At 70.3% G+C, this 11,451-nt stretch carries 12 protein-coding genes; 2 read left to right on the top strand and 10 right to left on the bottom strand.

The window, feature by feature from the left end:
- On the top strand, window positions 1-1,631 hold a 1,631-nt coding region (locus tag ACWDX9_RS31985; protein ID WP_449960339.1), incomplete at its 5' end, for a LuxR C-terminal-related transcriptional regulator.
- A gap of 364 nt (window positions 1,632-1,995) precedes the next feature.
- Here the strand turns inward: ACWDX9_RS31985 and ACWDX9_RS31980 are convergent.
- The 10 genes from ACWDX9_RS31980 to ACWDX9_RS31935 all read right to left on the bottom strand — a co-directional run bounded on the left by ACWDX9_RS31980 (window position 1,996) and on the right by ACWDX9_RS31935 (window position 10,486).
- Window positions 1,996-2,307: a hypothetical protein gene (locus ACWDX9_RS31980; protein ID WP_449960336.1), complete on the bottom strand. Its 312-nt coding sequence runs from the start codon at window positions 2,305-2,307 to the stop codon at window positions 1,996-1,998.
- The gene (locus ACWDX9_RS31975) at window positions 2,268-2,528 is read right to left on the bottom strand and encodes a hypothetical protein (protein WP_449960333.1); all 261 of its coding nucleotides are present in this window, start codon (window positions 2,526-2,528) and stop codon (window positions 2,268-2,270) included. Before ACWDX9_RS31975 ends, ACWDX9_RS31980 begins: the two co-directional genes overlap by 40 nt.
- Window positions 2,525-2,680: a hypothetical protein gene (locus tag ACWDX9_RS31970; protein ID WP_449960330.1), complete on the bottom strand. Its 156-nt coding sequence runs from the start codon at window positions 2,678-2,680 to the stop codon at window positions 2,525-2,527. Before ACWDX9_RS31970 ends, ACWDX9_RS31975 begins: the two co-directional genes overlap by 4 nt.
- 8 nt (window positions 2,681-2,688) lie before the next feature.
- Window positions 2,689-3,102 carry a sodium:solute symporter family transporter gene (locus ACWDX9_RS31965; RefSeq protein WP_449960329.1) on the bottom strand — a complete coding sequence of 138 codons (414 nt, stop codon included), beginning with the start codon at window positions 3,100-3,102 and terminating at the stop codon, window positions 2,689-2,691.
- Between the two features lie 40 nt (window positions 3,103-3,142).
- A complete protein-coding gene (locus ACWDX9_RS31960; protein WP_449960326.1) occupies window positions 3,143-4,207 on the bottom strand; it encodes a ferritin-like domain-containing protein in 1,065 nt (354 codons plus the stop codon).
- A gap of 127 nt (window positions 4,208-4,334) precedes the next feature.
- Window positions 4,335-4,568 carry a WhiB family transcriptional regulator gene (locus ACWDX9_RS31955; RefSeq protein WP_449960324.1) on the bottom strand — a complete coding sequence of 78 codons (234 nt, stop codon included), beginning with the start codon at window positions 4,566-4,568 and terminating at the stop codon, window positions 4,335-4,337.
- 459 nt (window positions 4,569-5,027) lie between these two features.
- Window positions 5,028-5,762 carry an alpha/beta fold hydrolase gene (locus ACWDX9_RS31950; protein ID WP_449960321.1) on the bottom strand — a complete coding sequence of 245 codons (735 nt, stop codon included), beginning with the start codon at window positions 5,760-5,762 and terminating at the stop codon, window positions 5,028-5,030.
- Window positions 5,763-5,769: 7 nt separating this feature from the next.
- The gene (locus ACWDX9_RS31945; protein ID WP_449960319.1) at window positions 5,770-6,489 is read right to left on the bottom strand and encodes an alpha/beta fold hydrolase; all 720 of its coding nucleotides are present in this window, start codon (window positions 6,487-6,489) and stop codon (window positions 5,770-5,772) included.
- On the bottom strand, window positions 6,486-7,448 hold the full coding sequence (locus tag ACWDX9_RS31940) for an alpha/beta hydrolase (RefSeq protein WP_449960316.1): 963 nt from the start codon (window positions 7,446-7,448) through the stop codon (window positions 6,486-6,488). Before ACWDX9_RS31940 ends, ACWDX9_RS31945 begins: the two co-directional genes overlap by 4 nt.
- A gap of 266 nt (window positions 7,449-7,714) precedes the next feature.
- Complete coding sequence (locus ACWDX9_RS31935; RefSeq protein ID WP_449960313.1) at window positions 7,715-10,486, bottom strand: ATP-binding protein; 2,772 nt, start codon at window positions 10,484-10,486, stop codon at window positions 7,715-7,717.
- 277 nt (window positions 10,487-10,763) lie between these two features.
- On the opposite strand from ACWDX9_RS31935, the gene ACWDX9_RS31930 reads away from it, so the two are divergent.
- Entirely contained in the window at window positions 10,764-11,423 is a 660-nt protein-coding gene (locus ACWDX9_RS31930; RefSeq protein WP_449960344.1) for a sigma factor-like helix-turn-helix DNA-binding protein, read from the top strand.
- The last annotated feature ends 28 nt before the right edge of the window (window positions 11,424-11,451 follow it).

Below are 11,451 nucleotides of genomic sequence, written 5' to 3'. Positions count from 1 at the left end.
GGTCCGCGGTGCGTGCGCGGACCCGCGGTGGGGCAGCCGCCGCCGGTGCGTTCCTGGAGCGGGCGGCGGAGCTGACGCCCGAGCCGGTCCGCCGCGGGCAGCGGCTCATCACGGCCGCTGAGGCCAAGCACGAAGCGGGCGCGCCCGCAGCGGCCCTGCACCTGCTCAACACCGCTCGCGACCATCCCCTCACCGCGTTGCAAGAGGCGCTCGTCGCCCGGCTGCGCGCCCGCGCCGGATACGCGCTGCGGCGCGACAGCAGCGGTGCGCAACTCCTCCTCGCCGCGGCGCAGGGTCTCGAAGGGCTCGACCCGGTACTCGCCCGTGACACCTACATCGAGGCGCTGTCCGCCGCGATCTACGGCGGCCGGCTCGGTGACGCCGAGCAGGTGGCCGCCGTCTCGAACGCGATCCTGGAGGCGACCGCCGGCGAGGAGTCCGACCGTGCGCGGGACCTGATCCTGCGCGGCCAGGCGCTGCTCGCCGCCAAAGGGCAGGAGGCCGCGCTCGAGACCCTGCGCCGGGCGCAGCGCGCGTTCCTCGAGCAAGCCCCGGACTCTCTCGAACTGCACTGGATGTGGTTCGCCTCCCGCGCCGCTCAGGATCTCTGGGACGCCCGCGGGCTGCGTGCGCTCGCCGACCGGCAGGTCGAGCTCGCCCGCGCCGAAGGGCTCGTGACGGTGCTGCCGATCGCCCTGAGCCTGCTGATGGTGGCGCAGACCGTCGACGGCGAGTTGGACGCGGCCGAAGCGTCCTGCGACGAGATCGACGCCATCAAGGACGTCACCGGCCACCCGCTGCCGCAGTACGGGCGGTTCTTCCTCGCCGCGTACCGAGGGCAGGCCGAAGAGGCGGAGCGCCTGGCGGAGCAGATCCGACCCGACGCGCAGGCGCGGGGCGAGGGGTACGGGCTGAGCGCGGTCAATTTCGGGGAGGCCATCCTCTACAACGGCCTGGGACGTTTCGCCGAGGCGGTGACCTCCGGAAGCCGTGAGCTGCCGCACACCCACGAGCTGAGCCACGCGATGCGCACGCTGCTCGAGCTCGTGGAGGCGGCCACGCACACCGGTGAGCGCACTCTCGCCGAGGAGGCGTTCGAGAAACTGGCGAGCGTCACGCGGCCGGTGGGGACCAACTGGGCGTTGGCCGTGCTGACGATGGCAGAGGCGCAGCTGCACGAAGGCGACGAGGCCGCGGCCCTGTACCGGGCCGCGATTGAGCGCTTCGAGGACGAGCGGATTCCGATCATGGTGGGACGCTGCCGCCTGCTGTACGGGGAGGAGCTGGGCCGCAAGGGCAGGCACGCCGATGCGCGCGAGCAGCTCCGGGCCGCGTACGAGCTGTTGTCGGGCATCGGCTTGAACGGCTTCGCCGAGCGCGCCGCACGCGAGCTGAACGCGAGCGGCGAGACCTTGCGCGTGCGCGCGCAGGGGTCGGCGGCACAGCTCACCGACCAGGAGCTCAATGTGGCGCGCCTGGCGCGCGAAGGACTCACGAACCGGGACATCGGCGCGCGGCTGTTCATCAGCGCGCGCACCGCCGAGTACCACCTGCGCAAGGTCTTCATGAAGCTCGGCATCAGGGGCCGTGCCGAGCTGAAGACCGCGCTCGCCGAGCTGGCCGAACCGTAGTGGAGAGCCCGCCAGGCTTGCCCCCGCGGTCCGGTCAGCCGCGAGCGCCGGTGACAACGGCCTTCTCCGTGGCCTGTGCGGGGGATTCGATGATGACCGGGCGTAGGCGCGCCCACACCACGAACGCCACCGCCACCATGGCGATGCCGGCCACAGGTTGGCGTTCACGTCACCGGTCCTGGCCCGCTCCTCGGCCAAGTTTGCGACGAGCCCCAGGATGATCAGCACGATGCCGTAGAACCCGATCGGTCCGGCGATGACGACGCGGATGTCGAATGCCCCTGCTCTGCGGGGTCCGGTGTTTTCACCCGTGGCAGGCTGGTCGTCGGACATGTACCGGCTCCTTTCCGGGGAAGAACGCTGGTCATCGGAAGATCACGTTGAGGGCGGTGACGAGCAGCGAGGAGATCCCCGCGAGCTTCGCCGGCGCCCGGTGCCAGAGCAGGCGGCTCGCCGCCGGATCGGTGCGCCGCTCCTTGGGTGTCTCCGAGAAGACGAGCCCGCCCAGCTCGCTCGCCGGCTCGAGGGAGGTCATCAGGCTGACCAGGACGCTCACCGTGATGTCCACGACGAACGCCACTCCCGCGCACACGAAGGCCGCTCCCTGCCCGGGCAGATGGATGACGTCCAGCTCGTTCACCACCCACAGCGCGACCGCGCCCAGCGTCCCGGACACCAGTCCCATCCCGCGGTCGCGGTCATCCGCTTCCGGAGGATGCCGAGGATGAAGGTGGCGAACAAGGGAGCGTTGAAGAAGCCGAACAGCGTCTGGAGGTAGGTCATCAGGTTGCCGTAGCCGGCGGCGATGAACGCGGTGCCGATGGCCAGGAGCGTCGCACCGACCGTGGCCCACCGGCCCGCCTTCAGGTGGTAGCCGTCGGAGTGGCCCTTCTTCACACGAAGTTCGTCGTCCAGTAGCCGAAGGAGAGCACGAAGCCCAGGCCGAAGACGATGCCGACGACGGACACGATCGAGTTGCCGAATCCGGCCAGTTCGTCGCCTGGCCACGAGTTGAGCTGCTCGGCGGCGCCGCCCACGGCCGTCCGCACCCTGTCGATCAGGCCGTCGACACCGCCGACGCGGTGCAGCCCGATGAGGGTGAGCGGCAGCAGCGCTGCGACGATGACGAAGAACTGCAGGACCTCGTTGTAGACCCGTAGTAGAAGGGCATCATCACGATGCCGAGGAACAGCGTGGCCGGGACCGCGCCGATCCAGTAGTAGTGCATGGTCGGCATGCCGTACTCGGCGCCGTTGGCCGACATTCCGATGACCTCGACGGCGCCGAGGTTCGCCGAGATGAAGGCCGGCCCGGTGATCCACGCCGGCAGCGACCGCCCCGACAGGAGGAAGTCGAGACTGCTGTGGACCCGCCGACGCGTGGCCACTCCGACCAGCAGGACGACGGCGAAGTAGACGAAGATCAGCAGATAGTCGACGAGTTCGGCGCCGATCCTCAGCGGGTTGACCACGGGGGCACTTCCTCCCCGGTCAGGTAACGACCTAGGACGCTCATGCCCGCTGCTCCGGCGGCACGTACTCGAAGGTAGGGCCGGCCGTCGTGCCGTCCTCCTCGGGCATCACCATCAGGGCGCCGGCCTGACCCTTGAGCGTGTACATGGTGCCGACAGCGGACCCGAGCAGTTTCGGGTCGCCGTTGAAGGCCTGCTCCAGCTGGTTCAGCAGGGTGCAGTAGGTGCGGTTGAACTCTTCCTGCGCGGTACGGATGGCGCTGCCCGGGGCGTGGTCGGACAGCCGCGGGTTGGGCCGCATCGGGCGCACGGCGGCCAGGCTCGTCAAGATCGGCTCGCCGGTGGGCCCGGACTGCGGGGTGTCGCCGCGCCGGTAGCGCCGGCCGAGTTTGAGTTCCTGGAAGCGGTAGTAGTGGGCGACCTCGTCCCGATCGGGGTGGAAAATGTCCTGGTCCCCGTCCCAGACCTCGCCTCGTGCCGTGCCCTCGCCCTGTTCGACGATCTCCACCAGCGCCCCCAGCGCCGACTCCAGATCCTCCACCGCGAACAGAGACCCCGCGGTGTGCCGGAAATGGCTGCCGCTCACCTGACGGGCAGGATCGCCGCAGAAGACCTCCCGCTCGCCGAGCCGCTCGCACAGGTCACGCAGTCCTAGTTCGATCGCGTCATAGAACTGCCCGATCGTCTCGTAGCCGTCGCCTTCCGCCGGGGCGCCGGGCGGCGCGGGCCGCTCCAGGCGCAAAAACATCTCCAGGGCTTCCGGGCCGAACGGAAGCAGCGACAGTTCCAGATCGCTGTGGGGCAGCCGTCGGGGATGCGGCGGCAACATTTCCGGCATGTCGAGGCAGGGCCGGCCGCCGACGGCGTTGAGCAGGTTCGCGGCCAGGGCCAGGTGCAGCATCTCCTCGGCGAAGACGCTGCCCACCACCTCCATCGCCTCGGGGTTGCGTTCGGGGTCCAGGGAGTACAGCGCGCACAGGTACGGCGGCAACGTCGCGTGTTCCAGCTCGACCGCCCACTGCAGGTGTTCCCGCAGACTGTCGAGGGTGTCGATCCGTGCCGGCCCGGGAACAGCGACAGTCCCCTGCGGTTCCAGATTCTTCATCAGAGTCCTACCTCAATTGTCAGAGTCCACGTCCAGGGACGCCTTGGTGCCGAACGGTCGCCAGCTAAGACCGGACAGCCCTCGCGGTCGTGACAGTTGCCGCCCATGAGTTCCGCAGCGGGCATTGTCAGGCCGTGGCGAGCCGTTGGCGGGCGCGTAGCCGGCGGCGCTCTTCCGGAGTGGTGCCGCCCCACATACCGTCCGGTTCGCCGGTGCGCACGGCCCAGTCAAGGCAGGCCGCTCGTACGGGGCAGGTCTGGCAGATGTGCCGTGCCTGCTCTTCGCGCTGACCGGGATGGTCGTCCCACGTGATCGGGAAGAACAGGCCGGGGTCCGCATCCTGGCAGGCCGCGGACGCCATCCAGCGCAGAGGGGATCGAGGCTCTCGGTGCTGATGAAGCTGATGAACGGTCATGTTCTCCACCTCGTGAGGATGGGTCGGTGTGGGCTCGGTAATTCATCTGGTCAGGACGGCGGCGAGTGCTTGCCCGACCGTGCTGTACACCGGCAGGAATGCGTGGAGCCGGACGAGCTGAGCAGACGGGCGGGGGCGCCGCGGACCCCGGCCAGGCGTACGCTCGCGTCGTCGCCGGCGGCGCGCCCCGGATCGGCTGGGAGCTCGAGCCGCGGGGAGTCGGTTCTCGGGGGCGGCGGAGAGCCGAGCATGCCGGATTCAGGAGGGACGGAAGATCCCATCCAGGTCGTGGAGGTCGTGGGCGGAGGCCGAGATGGCCAGATGCGCCTGTCTTCGGGCCGGCAGGCGAGCCGGGTGCCGGATGGGTCTCATCGGCGCGGCTGCCGGCCCAATGAGGCCGCCGGATCAGGCGGCTCGGTGACGCTGCCAGTGCTCTTCGAGGGCGGCGGCGACCTGCTCAGGCCGCTGCAACAATGGCCAGTGGTTGCAGTCGAGCTTGATCACGTGCTCCGCCCGGATGGCCCGGCCCAGTTCGTCGGCGAACTCGACCTGACAAGCCGGGTCGCGTGCGCCCCAGAACACGAGGCCAGGCGCGGTCATCTTCGCCAGCTCGGGCTCCCACTCGCTGCCCATCCGCACCGCGGAGCGGTAGAGCTTGAGAATGCTGTCCTTCATCGGCGCGTCCACGTACCGCACCATCTCCACGGCCAGATCGGCGGGCACCTCGAAGCCGGAGACCAGGTCGACGGCGAAGCCCTGCGGCGTCAGCCCGGCCATGAACCGGTCACCCGCGACCGGGTCCTGCCAGATCTTGGCCAGCGGATGCCACACGTAGCGAGCGCTGATCGGGCCGTTGCCGCCGGCCCAGGTACGCACCAAGTCGGGACGCAAGGACGCGACCCGGGCGGTGAGAATGCAGCCCCAGTCGTGGCCGACCAGATCGACCGGCTCGCCGACCTCCTCCAGCCGGCCGATCAGCCAGTCGGCGTACTCCTCCTTGGTGCTTGCGAAGCCGTCCGGGCGTGGAGCGCCGAAGCCCGGCAGGTCCCAGGCTTCCACGTCCGTGCGCTTCAGGTGCCGGCGGACGCCCGCCCAGACGCGGTGGGTGTCGGGGACGCCGTGAATGAGGATCGCGGGCATGGGAGTGTCATTCCTGCGTGTGGTGGGCGGCGTCGAGGATGGCGGCGACGATGGCGTCGGGCTGCGAGGCCGCGATCGCATGCGAGGCACCGGCGATCTCGCGGGTACCACGCGAACCGGCCCGTTCGGCCATGAAGCGCAGCGCGGCGGCCGGGATGTTGAGGTCCCGCTCGCCGTGGACGAACCAGGACGGGGTGGTACGCCAGGCGGGCTTGTTCACCGTCAGGACGTCGGTCAGCGCCCGTTCGGTCACTGGCCGCTGCGTGGCCGCCATCAGCGCGGCCTCGTCGGCGTCGAGGTCGGCGCAGAACTGATGGTGGAACTTGTCCGCGGCGATGCGGAACTCGTTCCCGCCGGAGGCGACCGGATAGGCCTCCAGCGCGCCGCCCAGGGTGCTGCCCTCGAACTTGGCCGACAGCAGGAACGCGCTCTCGGCGGGCTCGGGGGCGAAGGCGGCGACGTAGACCAGGGCGTGCACGGCCGGGTTGCCGGCCGCCGCCTGGGTGATCACCATGCCGCCGTAGGAGTGGCCGACCAGCACGACCGGGCGGCCGATGCCGTTGATCACATCGCGCACGTACGCGGCGTCGCCCTCCACGCTGCGCAGCGGGTTGGCCGCGGCGACGGCGGTGAGCCCGTTGCTGTGCAGGCGCTGGATGACGCGGTTCCAGCCGGCCGATTCGGCGAAGGCCCCGTGGACCAGGACGATGACGGGCTGGTCGCTCATGAGTTGGCCTTTCCGGTGTGCAGGGCGGACTTGAGGACGTCGATGGCCTGGGCGGTGGCGGCTCGCTGGGCGCGGGTGTCGCGCAACGGGTTGAGCATCATGAAGTCGTGCAGCGTGCCGTTGTAGCGGACGCTGGTGGTCGGGACGCCGGCCTCGGTGAGCTTGCGGGCGTAGGCCTCACCCTCGTCACGCAGCACGTCGCTCTCGTCGACGATGACGAACGCGGGCGGCAGGCCGGCCAGGTCGTCGAGGGTGGCGCGCAGGGGTGAGGCGGTGATCTCGGCGCGCTGGGCGGGGTCGGTGGTGTAGGCGTCCCAGAACCAGGCCATCGCCTTGGCGGTCAGGTACGGGCCGTCGGCGAACTCGCGGTAGCTGGCGGTGTCCTGGGCGGCGTCGGTGACGGGGTAGTACAGCGACTGGTGCACGAAGGTCACGTCGCCGCGGCGCTTGGCGAGGATGGTCAGTGCGGCGGTCATGTTGCCGCCGACCGAGTCGCCGGCCACTGCCAGGTGGGAACTGTCCAGGCCCTCTTCGGCGCCGTGACGGGTGATCCACTGGGCGGTGGCGTAGGCCTGCTCGATCGCCACTGGATAGCGGGCTTCGGGGGAGCGGTCGTACTCTACGAAGACCACCGCGGCGCCCACGCCGACGGCCAGCTCGCGTACCAGCCGGTCATGGGTGCCGGCGTTGCCGAGAACCCAGCCGCCGCCATGGACGTACAGCACGGTGGGCAGCACACCCGTTGTCCCCGCAGGTTTGATGATTCGTGCCTGCACGTCGCCGACTTCGGCCGGGACGGCGATCCACTTCTCGTCCACCTTCGGCTTGTCGACCGGGGCGGCCTGCAGGTCGTCCAGCACCTTGCGGGCGCCGTCGGTCCCCAGCTCGTACAGGTACGGGGGCTTGGAGGTCGCCTCGGCGAGCTGCTGCGCCGCCGGCTCCAGGACGTGGTTGTTCATGCGGAATTCTCCGTTTCCATCTCTCACCACGGTTGGGATTGACTCACCCACTTAGACCGGGGCGGCCCTGGATCCGTGACACCGGATCGGGAAAAGAGGATCTGCTGCGAACCCACGCGGTCGTCCGGTCTGAGAGGGGTGGGCACCGGAGGCGTGGGAGGCCATCGGGCAGTGCCATGACGCGGGCATTCGCACCCGCCTGATCACACCGCCGCCAGAGCGTCCCGCGTCGTGTGATCCCGCCCGTCGAAGGCAGGCGCAGAGCCTCAGGCCGTGGTCGCCGTGGCTTCGAGCAGCGTGGTGTTGATCTGTTTGCGGGATACGATGCCGAGCTTCGCGAAGACCTTGCGCAAATGCCATTCGACGGTGTGGGGGCTGATGAAGAGCTGAGCGCCGATCTCGGGGTTCGTCAGCCCGTCACCGGCCAGGCGCGCTATCTGCGCTTCCTGGGCGGTGAGAGTGGCGCGCGCCCCGACGGTGCGCTTGCGTATCGTCTCGCCGGTGGCCTGAAGCTCGCGCCGGGCGCGTTCCGCGAACGCCTCGGCTCCCATCTGGCCGAGCATCTCGTAGGCGATGCCCAGCTGCTCGCGTGCGTCGACGCGGCGGTTCTCCCGACGCAGCCACTCGCCGTAGAGCAGCCGGCCACGGGCGTGCGTCACCCGGACCTCGGTGCGGCTGAGCCGCTCGATCGCCTCACGGTAGAGAGTCTCGGCGGCCGGTCCGTCGCTCACCTGCGCACGCGCGCTCGCCGAGGTGCCGAGGGCCCAGTCGGTGCCACTGGCCTGTGCCATCTCGTCGAGTCGCTGGGCGGCTTCGGCGGCGCGGGCCGGCCTTCCGCTCCGGGCTGCGGCCTCGACGAGCTCGGTCAAGGACCTGATGTACGGGCCTCCGAGCTCCTGTGGATGCTTGGAGCCTCGCTCGGCCGCGACATACGCCTCCTCGTAGCGACCGAGGCCGTTGTAGAGCACCGCGCTCGCCCATTGGGTGGCGGTCACCACCTTGCCTTCCCCTTGAAGGGCAGCCTCTCGTGTGAGCGCTTCGATCGCCTGACTTGTCGCGGTTTCCCGCCCCTTCCAGGGCTCGAGCACCAGGGCCGCGTACTGGGCGAAGAAGCGGCTGCCTGTCACCTCACCGATCGTCACCGCCTCGGCCAGCAGCGCGTCGGCGACGGCGAGCTCGCCGGCCAGGGCCCGATTCGACACGAGCATGTGCAGTGCCAGCGGCAGCACCGACAGAGCTCCCGTCTGGCGTGCCAGGTCGACCAGCCTCGCCGAGAGAACCGACCAGTTGTCGAAGTCCCAGACGTTATGGGCCATGCGGCACGCGAACGACAGCCAGCTCAGGCTCTCTTCCCTGGAGACCCCTTCGGTGCGGAAGGCGTCCAGGGCCCGCAGCACCATCGGCACGCCCGCCGAGTAACCCTCGGTGGCCACCACGGCCACGCCGTTCAGGAACAGATCGTGGCGCCCCGGTGGCGGCCCCGGCGGTGCGGCGAGCGTTGCCTTGGCGACGTCCACCATCTGTGCGCCGCTCGGCAGCCGGCCGGCCGTCATCGCCGCGTTCAGCGCGTCACGGTAGGTTTCGCGGGCCAGTCCGGGGTCCAGCGGCTCGAGCTGTTTCGCGGCTTTGAGCAGCAGTGGCAAGCCGGCGCCGGCGCTGGTGGAGGCGAACACGATCTGACCGCGCAGCAGGCTGGTTCGGGCGAGTTCGCGTTCGTCCAGGGGGCTGAGTTCCGCGGCGTCCAGCAGTTCGAGCGCGGCGTCGAAACCACCGGCCTGATACTTGGCCCGTGCCGCCGCCAACGCTCTGGCGCCGCGGCGTGCGGAGTCGGGGGTCAGCTCGGCCGCCCGCTCCAGGAACGCGGCCGCCGCCGCGACCCCGCCGCGCGCTTGCGCCCGATGGGCGGAGCGCTCCAGCTCGGCGGCCACTGTCTCGTCCGGGCCGGCCGTCGCGTTGGCCAGATGCCAGGCCCGACGGTCGGGATCGGACTGGCGATCGGTCGAGTCGGCCAGCGCGCGGTGCACGTTCTGCCGGTCCTGCGGGGCCGCCCCGCGGTAGGCCGCCGAGCGCACGAGGGGATGGCGGAAACGCGCCCGGGTGCCCATGGTGATCAGCCCCGCCGCTTCGGCCGGCGATGCGGCGGCCGCGTCGATTCCCAGCAGCTCGGCCGCTCGCGTCAGCAGGGTCAGATCGCCTACCGGCTCGGCCGCCGCGATGAGCAGTAGCTGCTGCGATGGGGTCGGCAGCGACTGGATCCGTCGCAGGAAGCTCTGCTCGATCTGGCCGGCCAGCGCCCGCGCGTCGGGCCGCCCGAACCCACCCGCGAGTTCCGCCGGTGTCAAGCCCCGGGGCAGTTCGAGCAGGGCCAGCGGGTTTCCCTGCGTCTCGGCGACGATCCGGTCCCGGACCTGCTCGTCGAGTCGCCCGGGAGTCACGGAGTCCAGCAGGGCGCGGGCGTCGCTGTCGCTCAACCGTCCCACTTCAAACTGCGGCAGCCCCGCCAACCCGGGTTCGAGGTAGCCCTCGCGCACCGCGAACACCAGCCCGATCCGCTCCGCGAGCAGGCGTCGCGCGACGAAGGCCAGGGCCTGCGCGGAGACCTTGTCCAGCCACTGGACGTCATCGATGAGGCAGACCAGCGGCTCTTGCTCGGCGACGTCGGCAAGCAGGCTGAGCACCGCGAGCCCGACCAGGAAGCGGTCCGGTGGAGCCCCCGCGCTCAGGCCGAACGCCGTCCCGAGCGCGTCGCGTTGCGGCTCCGGAAGGCGACCGAGACGATCCAGAAACGGGGCGCACAGCTGGTGCAGGCCCCCGAAGGCCAGCTCCATCTCCGACTCCACGCCCGCCGCCCGCGCTACTCGGCAGCCGGACGCGCTGCCCCGGGCGTACTCCAGCAGCGCCGTCTTGCCAATGCCGGCCTCGCCGCGCAGGACCAGGACCGAGCTACGGCCAGCCTGCACCGTCGCCACGAGTTGGTCCAGCGTCTCGCACTCGATCTGCCGCCCACGAAGCTGCAACCCGGGATTCCTGCTCGCCATGGGCACCCCCCGCCGACCGTTTGCCCGGTAATCAATGGCTGCCGAACGTAGGAGGTTACTGGCGCTACGTCTTGGATCCACGGGCAGCCTACCGTTCTGCTGTCAAGCCCGGCAATTTGCCCATGACGCCACGCCCCCGGTGCCCACCACGAGGCCCCAGGGGTCTGGGCCAGGGTACTGGCCAGGCTGTCCCAGGGCGCGATGAAAGGCCCCAAGAAGCGACCGTGATCACAGTGGCATCGCTGGATGCTGGGGGCGAACGGAGCCGATTGTGATCATGAACCTGCTGGAGTCACACAGAGACCAGTCGGAGCAGACCGATGATCGGTCGATCAGGAGATGGGACGGAGCCACTTCGGTGTTCGTCGGCGCCGCGCCGCGGCTCTTCGCGATCGGCCTGCGCGTCCTGAAAGACGTGGGCGAGGCCGAGGACGTGGTGCAGGAGACGTGGCTGCGATGGGCCCGCGCCGACCGCGCGGTCGTCATCAGCCCGCCCGCGTTCCTCGCGCTGACCACTACGAGGCTCGCCATCAATGTCGCCCAGTCCGCTCGCCGGCGCCGCGAGACCTCCGTCGGCCCCTGGCTTCCCGAGACGACGGACGGCGCTGTCAGCCCCGAGACGGCAGCCGAACGACGCGAGGCGGTCGACAGCGCGATCCTGCTGCTGCTGGAGAGACTGACCCCCGCCGAACGAGCGGTCTATCTCCTGCGCGTAGCCTTCGACTACCCCTACCGCCGGATCTCCGAGATCCTTCACCTGGGCGAAGACCACGCGCGGCAACTCGTGCGACGCGCCCGCGGTCACCTCGCCACTGAGGGACGCCACCAGGTGAGCACCACCGCGCACCGGCGCCTCGTACGAACGTTCCTCGCCGCCGCGCAGACCGGCGACCTCGCCGAGCTGGAAGAACTGCTCGCCGCCGACGTCGCCCGCTAGGTCCGTGAGCGTCGGGCTACGGCACGGT

The organism is Nonomuraea sp. NPDC003201 (assembly GCF_053590415.1).
The sequence above is the reverse complement of the archived record's forward strand: the minus strand, read 5'-3'. Positions and strand labels throughout refer to the sequence as shown.

Bases quoted from the DNA above. Each gene is read 5' to 3' on its own strand.
- ACWDX9_RS31930 (WP_449960344.1), top strand. From the start codon at position 10,764: ATGAACCTGCTGGAGTCACACAGAGACCAGTCGGAGCAGACCGATGAT.
- ACWDX9_RS31940 (WP_449960316.1), bottom strand. From the start codon at position 7,448: ATGAACAACCACGTCCTGGAGCCGGCGGCGCAGCAGCTCGCCGAGGCG.
- ACWDX9_RS31950 (WP_449960321.1), bottom strand. From the start codon at position 5,762: ATGCCCGCGATCCTCATTCACGGCGTCCCCGACACCCACCGCGTCTGG.
- ACWDX9_RS31955 (WP_449960324.1), bottom strand. From the start codon at position 4,568: ATGGCGTCCGCGGCCTGCCAGGATGCGGACCCCGGCCTGTTCTTCCCG.
- ACWDX9_RS31945 (WP_449960319.1), bottom strand. From the start codon at position 6,489: ATGAGCGACCAGCCCGTCATCGTCCTGGTCCACGGGGCCTTCGCCGAA.
- ACWDX9_RS31935 (WP_449960313.1), bottom strand. From the start codon at position 10,486: ATGGCGAGCAGGAATCCCGGGTTGCAGCTTCGTGGGCGGCAGATCGAG.
- ACWDX9_RS31960 (WP_449960326.1), bottom strand. From the start codon at position 4,207: ATGAAGAATCTGGAACCGCAGGGGACTGTCGCTGTTCCCGGGCCGGCA.